Source organism: Massilia sp. YIM B02769, from assembly GCF_030411995.1.
In the GTDB taxonomy this organism is placed as follows: Bacteria; Pseudomonadota; Gammaproteobacteria; order Burkholderiales; family Burkholderiaceae_D; genus Telluria.
Map to the genome: position 1 here is coordinate 276136 of NZ_JASNRC010000007.1, position 15466 is coordinate 291601.

Genomic DNA, 15466 nt, shown 5'->3' on the forward strand with positions numbered 1-15466 from the left:
GTTCCGTCATCCGGATTGGCCCCCGCGCCGGGCAATCCCACTGCTTTTATTGGAGAGTCCCATGTCCTTGCCATTCGTTTCCCGTGCCTTGCTGCCCTTCCTCGCCGCCCTGCCCCTGTTCGCGACGGCTGCCCAGCCCGTGGTCGAGGTCTACAAGACCGCCAGCTGCGGCTGTTGCAAACAGTGGATCAAGCATCTGGAGGAAAACGGGTTCAGCGTCAAGGCGCAGGACGTGGCGAACCCGGGCGACTACCGGGCGAAGTTCGGCATCGCCGACGCGCATGGCTCCTGCCACAGCGCCAGGGTCGCCGGTTACGCGATCGAGGGCCATGTGCCGGCATCGGACATCAAGCGCATGCTGGCCACGCGGCCGGAGGCGACCGGCCTGGCGGTCCCCGGCATGCCGATGGGCTCGCCAGGCATGGAGGGCGCGCACAGCGATCCGTACGAGGTGCTGCTGGTGAAGAAGGATGGCAGCACGGGCGTGTACAAGCGTTACCGCTGATGGGCGTGCGTCCGTGCGGCCTTCCGAGGCCTGGCTTGGCATAATTGGTACAACTTCAAGGAGGAACCATGATGAATGCACAAGGCAGGAACGGGACAGACCAGGATGCGTCGGCCACGATAGGCGTGGGTGGCGCGACGAGCGGCCAGGCCGGGGCGACGCCCAGCCACGAAACGCAACAGGAAACGGGCGGCAGTGGTGGAGAGCAACTGACTGCAAGCCAGGGCGAGCTGAAGGATGCGCTGCGCGAAGGCACTGCCCACGCCCAGCCATCCGCCGAGGGTGCGCCTGCCGCACCACGCAATCCGGCCGAGCCGGCCGAGTCCGGCATGCACAGCGGCGCGCGTGGGGCCTTCGATACCCGCTCCGACCAGGCCGGGGGGACCGGCACCGGGATCGGCTCGCCGGAAAGCGGCGCCAACCAGTCGCCGGCCGACCTGGCGCCGCCGGCGGACAAAAAAGCCTGAGCGTCAAGCCGGCGCTGACGCCGGCTTTCCTGGCGCGAGCCCGTATGCGAATGGGCCCGGCAGTTCGCGCCGGGCTCCGTTGTCCATTCAGTTGTCCAGCTTGATCGTCCCGTGTTCGCCCGGATCGACGTCCGGCGTGGTGCCGGTGACGGCCGCCTTGGCCATCTGGAACAGGCGCACCATCTTGCTGTCGTTCGAATCCCAGTATTCCGCGCTGTGCGGCGCCACGCGCACCAGCACCACGTGCTCGTCGTCGGGACCGTGCGGGAACCAGGCTTGCACCATCGGGTTCCAGAGCGCGCGGATGCGCTCGCGGTCGACCACGCGCTCGGCGGTGCCGCTGATCGACACGTACAGGCTGTCCTCGGGCTGGGCGAAGCTGACATTCACCTCGGGCTGCATCGCGATGTTCTGCCACAGCGGGGTGTGGATCGAGGTGTAGAACCACAGCCCGCCTTCGGCGTCGGTATCCTGGTTGGTCATCGGATGGCTGATCAGGTGGCCGTGTTCGTCGACAGTGGTGAACATGGCAAAGCGCATCGAGCGGATCTTGTCGGCCAGTGCCGCGGCCTGGACGGAAGCATTCGTTGTGGACATGGCATACCCTTCGGTTGATCGAAAACCCCATCCTAACCGCATGCACGCAAGCAATCGGTGCGGCGGCGAACGCAGGATCGCGTGTTATTAGGCCCGGCTGACCCCGCGAGGTTCGGTCGCGCACATTGATACGCCTCAGTCGCATCAAGTTGCGCCCACCGATACTGTGGCTTCGCGCGGCCGGCCAGGGCCGCCCAACCGCCACACCAGCCAACGGAGGAAACGTGACGCACCCGGGCGACAATCTGCCGGCCGCGCAGTCGGCGCAGGCCGGCGGGCACGATGTGTTCCTGCAGGGCCTCGACCAGTTCAACCGGCAGCACCGGGCCGGGCACTGGGCGGGAAGCTTCGCCGATTTCCTGGGCGTCATCCTGCCGCAGGCGGCGCAGCGCCTGGCGCGCAGCTCGCACCAGTACATCTGGGACATGATGCGCGCCACCTGCCTCGACGATGCCGAGGGCAAGCCGCGCTGCAGCCTGTTCGCCGACGACCTGTTCGGCATCGACGAGGCGCTCGAGCGGGTGGTCGATTATTTCAAGGCGGCCGCGGCCGGCTCCGAGGTCGGGCGGCGCCTGCTGTTGCTGCTCGGTCCGCCATCGGGCGGCAAGTCGACCCTGGTCATCCTGCTCAAGCGCGGCCTCGAGGAATACAGCCGCACCGACGAGGGCGCGCTGTACGCGATCGGCGGCTGCCCGGTGCGCGAGTCGCCGCTGCACCTGGTGCCGCACAGCATGCGCGCCGCCTGCCGCAACACCTACGGCATCGACATCGCCGGCGAGCTGTGTCCGCACTGCCGCGCGCGCCTGGAAGACGGCTTCGACGGCGACTTCCTGCGCATGCCGGTCGAGCGCGTTTTCATCTCCGAGGCCGGGCGCAGCGGCATCGGCACCTATGCGCCGCACGACCCCACCACCGCCGACCTGGCCGACCTGGTCGGTTCGGTCGATTTGTCGAAGGTGGCGCAGTACGGCGACGAGGGCGACCCGCGCGCCTGGTCCTGGTCCGGCGCGGTGTACGCGGCCAGCCGCGGCGTGCTGGAAATGATCGAGATCCTGAAGGTCAAGCGCGAATTCCTCTACCTGCTGCTCACGCTCACCCAGGAAAAGAACGTCAAGGTGGCGCGCTTTCCGCTGATCTACCTCGACGAAACCATCCTGGCCCACACCAATCTCGCGGAGTTCCGCAAGTTCCTGCAGGAGAGCGAGAACGAGGCCCTGCTCGACCGCATGGTGATCGTCCAGGTGCCCTACACCCTGAACTACCGCGACGAAGCGCGCATCTACCGCAAGCTGATCTCCTCGGCGGCGCCGGCCTTCCGCGACGTCCACCTCGATCCGCACGTGCTGCATGCGGCCGCGGTGTTCGCGATCCTGTCGCGCATCCAGGACGGCGACGACAAGGAGGTCGAACTGGTCAAGAAGGTGCGTATCCATGCTGACGAGGAAGTCGATGGCGTGAACCGGGCCGACATCCGCCGGGTCAAAGAGAAGGACAAGGCGCCCGACGAAGGCTTGTCCGGGGTCTCGCCGCGCTTCGTGATCAATGCGTTGTCGAACGCCATCATCGGCTCGAACCAGAAAAGCCTGTCCACCATGGACGTGCTGCTGGCCCTGAAGGACGCCATCGAGAACGACGCCCGCATCGAGGCGCGCAAGAAACGCAAGTGGGTCGACTACCTGGTACTGACGCGCAAGGATTTCTATAACCGCTGGGTGAAGCAGGACGTGCACAAGGCGCTGTTCGTTTCCTTCGAGGGCGAAGCGCTGGAGCTGCTCGAGAAATACCTCGACGAGGTGGAAGCCATGCTCGACAACCGCACCATCAAGGACCCGATCACGAACGAGGAACGGCGCCCGGACGAACGCTTCCTGCGCGCGGTCGAGGAAAAGATCCATATCTCGGAGTCGGGCAAGCAGTCGTTCCGGCAGGAAGTGGTGCGCAAGGCCATGGGCGCCTACAAGCGCGGCGCCAGGTTCGGCCTCGACAGCCACATCCAGCTCAACGACGCGGTCCAGCAATACCTGTTCGAGCAGCGCCGCGACGTGCTGCGCCTGGTCAGTTCGAGCAAGCGGCCCGACGACGAGGTGCGCACCAAGATCTCAGCCGTGGAAAAGCGTCTGGTCGACGAGTACGGCTACGACGCCCACAGCGCGCGCGAAGCCCTGAACTATGTCACCACGCTGCTGGCCCAGGAATGACCGGCGCCCACGAACCGGCCGCCATCCACGCACAGGCACAGGACTTACGCCATGGCGCTCACCATCAGCACCGAATGGTACGAGCTGTTCTCGCGCGGCGCGCGCGACTGGCTGCGCCACAACGACAAGGTGCGCGAGGCGGTGCGCCAGCACCTGCCCGACCTGATCGCCGGGCCCGACCTGATCACCGGCCCCGGGCAGCGCAGCGTGCAGGTGCCGGTGCGCCTGCTGGAACATGCGCGCTTCCGCCTGGCCGAAGGCCGTGTCGAAACCGGCGCCGGCCAGGGCCAGGGCCAGCCCGGCGATATCCTGCGCCATGCCGGGGACGACGATGACGACGAGGGCAAATACGGGGCCGGCGGCAACGAGGACGGCGAAGTCAAGCTGCTGCTGGAGTTCTCGATCGACGAGATCATGGACTGGCTGTGGGAAGATCTGCGCCTGCCCGACCTGCAACCCGTGTCCAGCCACGCCATCCCGGATACCGAACTGGTGCGCGAGGGCTGGGACCGGCGCGGCGCGCGCTCGCGCCTCGACCGGCGCCGCACCCTGAAGGAAGCGATCAAGCGCCGCGCGGTGCAGGACGATCCCCTGCCCTTCACTGACGAGGACCTGCGCTTTCGCCAGCTGGTGAGCCGCCCGCGCCCGGCCAGCGCGGCCCTGATCTTTTTCGTGATCGACGTCTCGGCCAGCATGACCCCGCTCGAACGCAAGCTGGCCAAGTCCTTCTTTTTCTTTGCCTTGCAGGGACTGCGGCGCCGCTATGCAAAGGTGGCGGCGCGCTTCATCGCGCATACTACCCAGGCCTGGGAATTTGCCGAGGGCGATTTTTTCCAGGTGAGCGGCATCGGCGGCACGATCGCTTCGAGCGGCTTCCGGCTGGCGCTCGACATCATCCGGCGCGAGCGCCTGGCCGGGCAAACCAACCTGTACCTGTTCTACGCCTCCGACGGCGAAAATTTTACCGAAGACCGCGGCGCCACCCACCACAGCCTGAAGGAGCTGGCGGGTATGCTCAACTACATTGGATTCGTCGAAACCCTGCCGAGCGTCACCCGCTCGCTCGATACCGAGATGCGGCGCCTGTTCACGGACCTGGAAGTGCGCGGCCTGCCGGTCGGGGCCAGCGTGCTGTCGCATCCCGACGATGTCTGGCGCGCCCTGCGCCGCTTCTTCGGCGAACAGCCCGACACGAAGGTGCCCGCATGAGCAAGGACAGGGAGATGCATGCGCACAGGAGGCAGCACATGAGCCAGCACACGGACGACCACATGAGTCAGCACACGGGCGAGCACATGAGCCAGCACAGCGGCGCGCACCCGGGCGACCGCGACGCCCGCCTGGCCGAGTACGCTGCCCGCCTGGAGACGCTGGCGCTGGAGCACGGCCTCGACTTCGATCCGGTGCATTTCGACATGGTGCCGAACAGCTTCATGCTCGAGATCGCCGTCTACGGCTTGCCGGTGCGGATGCGCCACTGGTCCTTCGGCGTGCGCTACATCCACCAGCTGGTGCGCCAGCACATGGGGCATTCGCGCATCTTCGAGGTGATGTTCCCGGGCGATCCTTGCCGCGCCTTCATGCTCGAGCACAATTCGCTGGCCGAAAACACCCTGGTCACCGCCCACGTGCTGGGCCACGCGGATTTCGCCAAGAACAATGTCCTGTTCCGCCGCTTCATGAACATGGCCGGCAGCCACATCCTCGAACAGAGCGCGGCGCGCGCCCACCGCCTTGAAGCGGCGCTGGCCGAGCATGGCCAGGAAAAGGTCGAAGCCGTGCTCGACGCGGCCCTGGCCCTGGAAGCCCACATCGACATCGACCAGCCGCTGCACCGGCCGCGCTATCCGGACCACGCCGCGCCCGGCGGCGCGCCGGCCGCCGACGTGTTTCGCGACCGCTATGCTCGGCTGCCCGGCGAAACCGATCCGCCCGGAACCGACACCCGGCGCCAGCGCGCGCCGATTCCCCCGCACCCCGAACGCGACCTGCTCTGGTTCATCGCCCATTACGCGCCGGAGCTCGAGGAATGGGAGCGCGACATTTTCCTGGCCGTGCGCGAGGAAGCCTATTATTTCCATCCCATCCACGCCTGCCAGATCATGAACGAAGGCTGGGCCTCCTACTGGCACGCGCGCCTGCTGCGCGAGGCCGGCTTCCTGCCGAACGAACTCTACCTGGCAGCGCTGAAATCGCATTCCGACGTGGTGCGTCCGTATGCCGGCGGCCAGCAGCTGGCGCTCACGCTGAATCCCTACCACCTGGGATTCGCGATGTGGGAACACATCGTCGAGCGCGACGGCCTGGAAGCGGCACGCCGCATCATGCGCGAGGAAGACGACTTCGGCTTCATCCGCAACTACCTCGACCCGGAACTGGCCGATCGGCTCGACCTGTTCGTCCATGAAACGCGCAAGGATGGCGAGACGCGGATCGCCAACCGCGACATCCATGCGATCCGCGAAGCGATCCTGGCGCCGAAATACAACTACGGGGCGCCGTCGGTGGCCGTCACGGCGTTGAAGGCGGACGGCAGCCTGGAGCTGCGCCACGACTACCAGCACGACGGCCGCGGCCTCGACCTCCAGCAGGCCGAGCGCGTGATGGAGTGCGTCGACCGGATCTGGCGCCGCCCGGTGGCGCTGAACACGGTCGACTTCCGCGGCGTCGTGCGCACCCTTCCGGCCAGGAAAATCGGCTTTTGAGCAGGGTCCGGCATGCGGCGTGGCGGCAGTCTGTCTGCCATGCCCATGTCCATGCCACGGGCCTGCGCTTCCTTGGCCCATGCTGCGGCCCCGGCCCATGCGCCGCTCAGGCCCGCGTTTCCGCTGACGATTATCCCGGCGCCGGGCCGACCAGCCTTACCCGAAGCGCGCCGCCTCGCCCGGCTGGTAACGCCCCGGCGCGAGTATCCCCCGCGGATCGAGCGCGCCTTTCAGCGCCGCCACGGTGCGCCAATAGGTGTCGCCCGCCGGGTCCAGCGCCGCCATCGCGTGGTTGCCCACGCGGTAAGGGATGTAGCCGGCTTCGAACAGGCGGGCGAACACGGCGTCGTGGCAAGCACGCGCCCGTGCGGTTTCCTCCGGGTCGTCGCGGTCGTAGGCCACGGTCAGCACGCCGCCCAGGGAGCGTTCGTTGATCATGCTGAAGGTGGCGAACAGGTCGAAGCCGAAACGCGCGAACTCGGCCTCGGCCAGCGCGTGGACCGCCAGCAGGTCTTCTCCGCGCAGCGGCAGCACCGGCGACACCCAGAGCAGGCCACAGCCGTCGCGCGCGGGATCGGCGCCCTGCGGGAAGCCGGCCGGCAAGCCGCCGCGCCGGCGCCAGTAGGCGCCGGCGAGGAAGCGGCCGTTCGGCACCCCGCGGTTCACCTCGAACAGCGAGGCGCCGAGGGCGACCTGGGCGCGCAGGCGGCGTCCCGCCTCGCTGTCGCCGAGCAGGCGCCCGGCCAGGGCGCCCAGGCGCAGGCTGCGTTCGGTGACGAAGCGCGCACGCCCGCGCGTACCGCGCAGTGCGCGCTTGACGGCCTTGCGCGCCAGCGCCACCTGGGCCGTGCTGCCGTAGAGGGCGCCGGACACCGTCCAGGCGCCCAGGCCCTCGCATAGCCGGGCGCGCAGTGCCGGCGGCAGGCGCGCGCCGGACGGCGCAGGACCGTCCGTAGCCGCGGCACGCGCCAGCTCGGCATGCGGAAACACCCGCCCGCCCGACAGTACCCGCAGGTCGTTGCCGATGTGCAGGATGCTGCGCAAGGTGCCGTCCAGGCGCAGGGGCCGCAAGGCGTCGACCACGGCGGCGATGTCGCCATGCGCCGGCACGCTGCACAGGAAATGGTTCACGCATTCCGCCCGTGGCATCAGCCAGATGCCGAGGCGGGTCACGATGCCCATGTTCGACTGCGTGAACAGGCCGTCGAGGAAGGGACCGACGCCATACGGGAACAGGTGGGCCGCGCGTGCCTGGCGGTAGTGGCCGAAGCCGGTCTCCAGGATCTCGCCGCTGGCCAGCACCACCTGCATGCCGGCCACGTGCTGCAGGCGGTTGCCGTAGGGCGAATGCCCGAATCCACGCTCCATGATGTTGCCGATGTAGCTGGTGTCCGGCCCGGCGCCGGTGCAATCGGCCCACAGGGGATAGCCCTGCTCTTCCAGGAAGCTGGACAATTGATGCTGGGTCACGCCCGGTTCGATGACGGCATAGGCCAGCTCGGCGTCGACCTGGACGATGCGGTTCATGCGCGACAGGTCGAGGATCAACTGCCCGGCGCCGACCGCGCAGGCGTCGCCATAGCCCCAATTTTTCCCGGTGCTGAGCGGATACACGGCGATGCCGTGGGTGGCGGCGATGCGTACCAGTTGCGCCACCTGGGCGGCGTCGGCCGGCCGCGCCACCGCCAGCGGCCGCACCGGGCGCGCCGACGTGCTGCGGGCGTAGCGCGCCAGCGTGGCTTCGTCCGTCAGCAAATGGGGCGCGCCGACCGCCGCCGTCATGTCGGCGAGGGCGGCGCGGTGGTCGATGGCGCCGCGCAGTTCGTTCATGGCGGTCATGCTGCGTCCTCCCCCTGGCACAGCGCGGCCAGGCGCGCCGTGATCCCGGCTTCCTCGCGCAACGGGAAGAAATACGGGTAGAACGAGCGCTCGGCGCCGGCGGCGTCGAAGCTGCCGCCCCAGCGGCGGATCTGCTCGCCCATCACGTCCAGCGGCAGGCGCAACAGCACCGCCGGCGCCCCGACCCGGCTGCAGTCGCGCTCGCCGCCGAAGTCGGAGAAGCCGAGCATGCGCTGGTAGAACGCGACGTGGCGCGGATTGACTTCGATCACGTAGTCGCTGAAGCGGCGCAAGCGGTGCGCGTACAGGTAGGAGATGTGGATCAGGGCGGCGAAGACGCGCTTCGACATGCCCTTGTCGATCGCCAGGCGCGAGGGCTCGCACAGGCGCCGTCCTGCCAGGCGCAGCGGCGCCAGGCAGTCGGCGAAGTTCTCGTCGGCCGGCAGGCGGCCGTGCAGGTCCAGGGCAAGGCTCATGGTGCCGACCAGCTCGCCGTCGGTCTCGGCATAGAAGGTGACGCGGCCGCCATCCTGGCGCGCCGCCGGGTCGAGCGCATAGCCGCGCCATGCGTACATGCGGCGCAGCAGCACGCCGGCGGCGTCATGCCGGCCGGCGCTGCTCGCCAGGCGGACGTTGAAGACCTGGGAGCGGACCTGCTGCGCCGGCTGCGGCCTGGCGCCGGGCGGGCACGGCGCGCCGGAGGCCGGTGGCGGCGACTCGAATGTTGCGATGGGCATTTCATCTACCAGCATGCTGTTCTCCTGAGTGGCGTCCCGCCGTTATTGGCGAAAACGGGATAGCTGCCAGTCAGACAAGGTCAGCCGTAGCGCAGTTCCCCGCCTTTGCCGCCAAACTTTGCCATCTGAACATAGATCAAGCTCCAGAGAAATTTGCCACAAGCATGGTGCAGATTCCGGGATGCGTTGTGTGCCCGGATGACAGCACGAGCCCGTCTCTTGAGCGGTATCAACTGCAAAAAGGGTTGCGCAATGCATCGCTTGCCCAGCCATATAATCGACGGACGGCAAGCGCCAGGGCCGCGCCACCAGGCTTTCACGGGAGATTCCGACATGCTGCTCGTCCACCGCCGTGGTTCGACCCGGCCGATTTCGCCGTTTGCGGCGCACCCGGTGTGCGCATGACCCCGTCCACTCCGGTTCAACTTTCGGCGCGTGCCGGCGACCTGCTGGTGCTGGCGCCCTGCCTGCCGCGTCCGGATGGCGACGCGGCCAGCCTGCGCTGGTTCCACCTGCTGCGCTTCCTGGCGCGCCACTACCGCGTCCACCTGGGTTGCCGCGCCGATCCGCTGCGCGACGGCGCCCAGTTCAGCCGGGTTCGCGCGCTGTGCCACGAAACCTGTTTCGCTCCCCCCGCCGGCGTGCGCGCGCGCCTGAGGCCCGGCGCTGGCGGCGATGCGGTCTTGCTGGATTGGGCCATGCGGCTATGCGCGCGCCAGGCGGTACGCGCGGTGCTGGCCTGCGGCGCCGGCATGGGCGGGCACCTGGCGGCGCTGCCGCGGGGGCTGGTGCGTGTCGTCGACTTCGTCGAACTCGAGTCCGACCGGAGCCGCCGCCACGGCGCCGTGCGTCCCTGGCCGGGAGCGGCGCTGTGGCGGCGCCAGGCGCGCCGCCTGCTGGCGGCCGAACGCGCCGCCGGCGCCGCCTGCGACCACGCGCTGTTCGCGGGCGCCGCCGACGTCGCGCGCTTTCGCCTGTTTGCACCGGAATCGGCGCACAAGGCCCGGCTCCTGCCCAGCGGCATCGACCCCGAGCATTATTCTCCGCATATCGTGCAGCGTTCGCCCTTCCAGCCTGGCGAGCGTGCGCTGGTCATGGCCGGTCCCCTGGACGGCCCGGCCGGGGCCGACGCCGCGCACTGGCTGGCGCACGAGGTCTTCGCGCCGCTGCGCGCGGCCGATCCGTCGCTGGCCCTGTACCTGGTCGGCCCTCCCCTGGCGGCGGGCGCGGACCGGCGCCTCAGGGCGCTGGCGCGCCAGCCCGGCGTAACGCTCGGCGGCAAGGCGGCCGACGCGCGGCCCTACCTGGCGCACGCGGCCCTGGTACTGGCGCCGCCCGGCGCCGGGCACGCGGCCTCGATGGCGGTGCTGGCCGCGATGGCGATGCAAAAAACCGTACTGGGCCTGCCGCACGCGCTGGCCGGCCTGGCTTGCCTGGCCCTGCCCGAAGCCTGGGCGGCGGCCGATGCGCCGGCCTTCCGTGCGCGGATCGGCGCCCTGCTTTCCGGAGCGGAAGGCAGCGCGGCCACGGTCGGGCGCGCGGCGCGTGCGCGCGTGCTGCGCGAGCACGACTGGAACCTGCGCTTGGCCGGCCTGCCGGCCCTGTTCCAGGCGGCGCCGCAGCCGCTGGCCAGTGCCGGCTGAGCTGCCATGGGCAACCGGCCGCCAGCAGCCATCGCGCACGGCGCCGACGCGCCGCCACCGCTGGTCGCCCACCTGGTCTCGCGCCTCGACACGGCCGCCGCCGGCCTGCTCGACCTGCTCGACCATGCGCCGGCGGGAAGCTACCGCCACGCCGTCGTCTGCCTGGGCGGGCACAGCGCCGCCCATGCCGGACTGCGCGAACGCGGCGTCGAGGTGGTCGACCTGGCGCGGCGCGGCGGCGCCGGCTTTTATCTCGCGCTCTACCGCGCCCTGCGCGCGCTGGCGCCGGACCTGGTCCATACCCGCAGCCTCGGCAACCTCGACGCCCAGCTGGTTGCGGCGCTGGCCGGGGTCAGGCTGCGGGTGCACGGCGAATACGGGCGCCAGGCCGCGCACGACCCGGGCGCCGGATTCGCCTCCAGGACACGCGGCGCCGGCGGCTGGAAGGCGGTACGGCGCCTGCGCACGCAACTGTTGCGGCGCGCCCTGTGCCCGCTGGTCCGGCACTACATCGCCGCCAGCGCCGAACAGGAACGCTGGCTGATCGAGCGGGTCGGCGCCGCGCCCTCGCGCGTGACCCAGATCCCGGCCGGGGTCGACAGCCTGGCCTTCCACCCGCGCCTCGGCCCGCACGTGGCGGTTGGCCCGGCCGGCTTCATGCACGACGAGGTCTTCGTGATCGGCAGTGTCGGCCGCATGGACGAGGCCGGCAATCATGCGACCCTGGTCGACGCCTTCCTGCGCCTGATCGCCTCGCCGCATGCGGCGCACCGTCGCCTGCGCCTCCTGATCGCCGGTGACGGTCCGCTGCGCGCCGCCTGCCAGGCCACGCTCGAACGCGCCGGCGCCGGCGCGCGCGCCTGGCTGCCGGGCGAGCGCCGCGACACCGCCCAGCTGATGCGCGCCATGGACCTGATGGTCTTGCCGGCGCGCGCGGGCGGCTGCGCCGGCGCCCTGCTCGAAGCCATGGCCAGCGGCCTGCCGGTGGTGGCCACCGCCGTCGGCGCCCACCGCGAGCTGGTGCAGCCCGGCCTGACCGGCATCCTGGTGCCGCCGCTGTCGCCCGAGATCATGGCCGCCGCCATCGCCGACTATTGCCGCATCCCCGAGATGGGCCTGCGCCACGGCGCCCGCGCACGCGGCCAGGTGATCACCCACCACAGCCTGGCGGCGATGGCGCGCAGCCACTGCGCGGTCTACGACGCCCTGCTGCGCGAGGCCGGGCGCTAGCGCCGGCGCCAGGCCGGCACCGGCGCGGCGCCTACGACATCACCAGCGGCGCCACCGTTGCCAGACGGCTGCCGTGCGCGCAACCGTCGTGGCGCTGGCGCACGAACCACTGCTCCAGCATCATCAGGAGCCAGACCGTTTGTCCGTGCAGTTCGGGATCAAGCGGCAGGCGGCGCGACAGCAGCAGGTCGAGGAAGTCGCGGCGCAGGATGCGGCGCCGCGCCAGGTCGTTCAGGCTGTCGCAGGCAAGCGCGCGCAGGCGTGCATCGGCCTGCAGCCAGCGCCCCAGCGGCATGCGCGGCGCCGCCGTGCCGTACGCGCTGCAGCCGGGGGCGAGCTCGCGCAGGAGCGCGGCAAACAGCTTGCGCCGGCCGGCGTCGAGCTTGTGCGCCGGCGCCAGGCGCGCCGACGCCGCCACTACCGCATCGTTCAGGTAAGGGTGCAAGGGATCGATGCCGGCGGCGGCGCAGGCGCCGGCAAAGGCCGGCAAGACCCGGCAGGGCAAGTCGAGCTGGAGTTCGAGTTCGACCTGGCGGTTGGCGCCGCTGCGCGCCTGGGCACCCCACCATAGCGCTTCCTGCAAGGCGGCGGGCGCATCGGGGTCGACCAGTTCCAGGAAGGCCGGTTCGAACAACGCGTCCAGGCCGTAGGCGGGCAAGGGATTCGCGCGGCGCAAGCGCGCCGCCAGGCGGTACAGCACCGGCTCGATCGCCAGCTGGCGCAGCGCGCCGGGCAGGCGTTCGTAGCGGCCGGGCCGGGCCAGTGCGCCGAAGCGCCGGCCGCCGCCGAACAGCTGGGCCGCGCCCTGGGCCCCGGCCAGGCGGGTGGCGCCGTCGGCACGCGCGGCCTGGGCCGCGGCGAACAGCGCAAAGGCCGCCGGATCGCCGCAGGGGCCATCGCCGGCCGCCGCCAGCAGCGGCACGGCTTCCACCAGGTTGCGCGCGCCGACCAGCAGCGCGCGGTGCCGGCTCCCCAGGCGGCGGGCGGCGCCGCTGGCCGGCTCCAGGGCCGGTTCGGCGCCCGGGGCGAAGCCGACGGCGACGGTGGCCAGCGGCGCGCCGCTGTGGCGCTGCAGCAGGCCGGCCAGGACCACGCTGGCCGCGCCGCCGCCGAGCAGGACCGCGGTCGCGCCGCTGGAATGGCCGGTATCGGCGGCCGCGCCAACGCAGGCGTCGGCGGCGCAACTGAGGGCATCGAGCAGGCCGGCCTGCGGCGCGGCGCCAAGCGCATGCTCGGTGAAGCGCATGCGCCAGTAGCGCAGCCGTTCGGCGCGCCCGGCGCGCAGGTGCAGGCATTCGCCCGGCGCCAGGCGGCGCTGGCCGCTGTACAGGGTGCGGGTGGCGGGCAGCGCCTGCAAATACAGGTAATCGAAGATGGCTTGCGGGTCGATCTCGCGTCCGGCGCCGGGGTGGCGCGCCAGCGCTTCGCTGTGGCTGGCGAACAGCAGCGTCCTGCCGACCATCTGGTAATACAGCGGGCGGGTGGCGCAGCGGTCGACGGCCAGCAGCGCCTCGGCGCGCCGCTCGTCGAGGAGCGCAAAGGCGAATTGCCCGGACAGCGCGGCGCACGCCTTGGCGCCATGGCTGCGCCAGAGCCGGGCCAGTGCGCCCGGGCGCTCGCCCCAATAGGCGATCAGCAAGCCGTCCTCGTGGTACAGGCCGGGCAAGGCCGCGCCGGCCAGCGCGACCGCGCCCAGGCTGTGGGCGGCGCAGCGCGGCGGCGCGCCGTTGCCGCCATGCAGGGGCGCGGCCATGTCGAGGATCGGCAAGGCGCCGGGCTCGCGCGAAAACCAGCCGCACAGGCCGCTCATGGCGCGGCCTCGGCAAACAGCGGCGCCAGTTCGCCGGCCAGCAGCGCGCGGTCGATCTGGCCGTCGCGCGCGCGCGGCAGCGGCGCCCGGCGCACGTCGACCATGGCCGGCAGCATGTGCTGCGGCAGCCTGGCGCGGCAGGCGCCGAACAGGATAGCGGAATCGAGCCGGGCGCCCGGACGCGCCGTGGCCAGCACCGCGATCACCTGGCCCAGCACCGGATGGGCGACGCCGACCGCCGCCGCTTCCGCCACCAGGCCGGTGCCGACCACGACCTTCTCGACTTCGCGCGCCCGCACCCGGTAGCCGCCGGTGGTGATGGTGTCGCTGCGCGCATCCACCAGGTAGAGGTAGCCGTCCATGTCCTTGCGCGCGCCGGCGCCGGGCCAGCGCCCGTTCTCCGCCAGCGCCAGGCCGGGCAGCGGCGGCAGCTGGCGGAACGCGGCGCTGCTGCGCCCCGGGTCGTTCCAGTAGCCGAGCGTGACCAGCGGCCCGCGCTGCACCAGTTCGCCCGTTTCGCCGGGTGCGCATTCGCGCCCGTCGGCGCGCAGCACCAGCCAGTCCGAATACGGCATCGCGCGCCCGATCGAACCGGGGCGTTCGTCGAGCTGGGACGGCATCAGGCAGGTCGAGCGGCAGGCGTCGCCGACGTCGTACATCAGGTGGATGCGGGTACGCGGCAGCGCGCGGCGCAGGGCGTCGAGCGCGCCCCGTTCCGGGCTGCCGCCGGCGCTGACCAGGAAGCGCAGGCAATCGGCGCCGCGGCCGAAGGACGCGCCGGCCAGGGCTTCCCAGGTGGCCGGCGCAGCCCAGAGGCCGGTGGGTTCGCCGCGTTCGAGCAGGGCCGCCAGTCCGGCGCTGTCGCCGGGTGCGCCGAGCCAGGCGGTGGCGCCCGCCGACAAGGTGGCGAGCAAGGTGTTCAGGCCGTAGTCGGTGTGCAGCGGCAGCGCCGCCAGGATGCGGTCGCCCGCGCCCAGGCCGACGCAGCGCGCGCTGGAGGCGGCGCCGGCCACCAGGTTACGCTGCGACAGCGCGCTGGCGGCCGGCTCGGCCGAGCGCGGGTCGTACAGCAAGGCGCCAAGCACCGGCATGCCGGCCGCCGGGGCCGCGCGGCCGGCGCCGGCCAGCCAGTCGTTCCAGCCGACGGCGCGCGGTCCGAAGCGGCGCGCGCCGGGCTTGCGCGCACCGGTGGCCGCCCCCTCGCCGAGCACCACCACGCTGCGCAGCGCCGGGCAATCGGCCAGGCCGGCGGCCAGTGCGGCTGCCTGGACTGCGCCGGCAACCAGAACGCGCGCCCCGCTGTGGCGCAACTGCGCGCACAGCTGGGCCGGCGCCAGTTGCGGGTCGAGCGGGACGAAGGCGCAGCCCGCGCTGGAGACGCCCAGCAGCAGCGCCACGCTTTCCGGACACGCCGCGAGGCAGCAGGCAACCCGGTCGTCGCGCCCGGCGCCGCTGCCGGCCAGCGCGGCGGCCACCGCCGTCATCGCCGCCGCCAGCCCGGCGTAACTGACGCGTCCCGCGCCATGGCGCAAGGCGGTGCTCGAGGGGGCGCGCGCGGCGATGCGTTCGACCAGTTCATGGATCAGCTGCGCCATGTTTTCTCCGAAGATGCTGTAAATAAAGATTCATCATTGAGAAAATCTGCCTCGGGATCATTGACGGGTATCAATTGATATTGCCACTGGCCGTCTGTCGGTCGTCAAGACGCCACGCCAGAGCGCGTGTCAAATTGACA

12 protein-coding genes are annotated in these 15466 nt (G+C 71.0%); 7 read left to right on the forward strand and 5 right to left on the reverse strand.

Annotated elements, in window-relative coordinates:
- Positions 1 to 61 precede the first annotated feature (61 nt).
- Together QPK31_RS13505 and QPK31_RS13510 are read left to right on the forward strand one after the other, a co-directional pair.
- Positions 62 to 505 (forward strand): DUF411 domain-containing protein, encoded by a 444-nt coding sequence (locus QPK31_RS13505; RefSeq protein ID WP_290423449.1) that lies wholly within the window; start codon positions 62 to 64, stop codon positions 503 to 505.
- A 68-nt stretch (positions 506 to 573) separates the two neighbouring features.
- Positions 574 to 972, forward strand: coding sequence for a hypothetical protein (locus QPK31_RS13510; RefSeq protein ID WP_290423450.1), 399 nt, complete (start codon positions 574 to 576; stop codon positions 970 to 972).
- An 87-nt stretch (positions 973 to 1059) separates the two neighbouring features.
- Here the strand turns inward: QPK31_RS13510 and QPK31_RS13515 are convergent, their stop codons facing one another.
- Positions 1060 to 1569 carry a pyridoxamine 5'-phosphate oxidase family protein gene (locus QPK31_RS13515; protein ID WP_229435631.1) on the reverse strand — a complete coding sequence of 170 codons (510 nt, stop codon included), beginning with the start codon at positions 1567 to 1569 and terminating at the stop codon, positions 1060 to 1062.
- A gap of 224 nt (positions 1570 to 1793) precedes the next feature.
- On the opposite strand from QPK31_RS13515, the gene QPK31_RS13520 reads away from it, so the two are divergent.
- The 3 genes from QPK31_RS13520 to QPK31_RS13530 are packed head-to-tail and all read left to right on the forward strand — an operon-like array spanning position 1794 to position 6472.
- Entirely contained in the window at positions 1794 to 3767 is a 1974-nt protein-coding gene (locus QPK31_RS13520) for a serine protein kinase (RefSeq protein WP_290423451.1), read from the forward strand.
- 51 nt (positions 3768 to 3818) lie between these two features.
- Entirely contained in the window at positions 3819 to 4976 is a 1158-nt protein-coding gene (locus tag QPK31_RS13525; protein ID WP_290423452.1) for a DUF444 family protein, read from the forward strand.
- Positions 4977 to 5014: 38 nt separating this feature from the next.
- Complete coding sequence (locus tag QPK31_RS13530) at positions 5015 to 6472, forward strand: SpoVR family protein (RefSeq protein ID WP_290423453.1); 1458 nt, start codon at positions 5015 to 5017, stop codon at positions 6470 to 6472.
- A gap of 156 nt (positions 6473 to 6628) precedes the next feature.
- On the opposite strand, the gene QPK31_RS13535 is transcribed toward QPK31_RS13530, so the two are convergent.
- Positions 6629 to 8311 carry an FAD-binding oxidoreductase gene (locus QPK31_RS13535; RefSeq protein WP_290423454.1) on the reverse strand — a complete coding sequence of 561 codons (1683 nt, stop codon included), beginning with the start codon at positions 8309 to 8311 and terminating at the stop codon, positions 6629 to 6631.
- Positions 8308 to 9063 carry a long-chain N-acyl amino acid synthase gene (locus QPK31_RS13540; RefSeq protein WP_290423455.1) on the reverse strand — a complete coding sequence of 252 codons (756 nt, stop codon included), beginning with the start codon at positions 9061 to 9063 and terminating at the stop codon, positions 8308 to 8310. Before QPK31_RS13540 ends, QPK31_RS13535 begins: the two co-directional genes overlap by 4 nt.
- A 386-nt stretch (positions 9064 to 9449) precedes the next feature.
- On the opposite strand from QPK31_RS13540, the gene QPK31_RS13545 reads away from it, so the two are divergent.
- Together QPK31_RS13545 and QPK31_RS13550 are read left to right on the forward strand one after the other, a co-directional pair.
- A complete protein-coding gene (locus tag QPK31_RS13545; RefSeq protein ID WP_290423456.1) occupies positions 9450 to 10691 on the forward strand; it encodes a glycosyltransferase in 1242 nt (413 codons plus the stop codon).
- A gap of 6 nt (positions 10692 to 10697) precedes the next feature.
- Positions 10698 to 11921 (forward strand): glycosyltransferase, encoded by a 1224-nt coding sequence (locus QPK31_RS13550; protein WP_290423457.1) that lies wholly within the window; start codon positions 10698 to 10700, stop codon positions 11919 to 11921.
- 31 nt (positions 11922 to 11952) lie between these two features.
- Here the strand turns inward: QPK31_RS13550 and QPK31_RS13555 are convergent, their stop codons facing one another.
- Positions 11953 to 13731: an asparagine synthase-related protein gene (locus QPK31_RS13555; RefSeq protein ID WP_290423458.1), complete on the reverse strand. Its 1779-nt coding sequence runs from the start codon at positions 13729 to 13731 to the stop codon at positions 11953 to 11955.
- Positions 13728 to 15326: an AMP-binding protein gene (locus tag QPK31_RS13560; RefSeq protein WP_290423459.1), complete on the reverse strand. Its 1599-nt coding sequence runs from the start codon at positions 15324 to 15326 to the stop codon at positions 13728 to 13730. Before QPK31_RS13560 ends, QPK31_RS13555 begins: the two co-directional genes overlap by 4 nt.
- Positions 15327 to 15466: the final 140 nt, after the last annotated feature.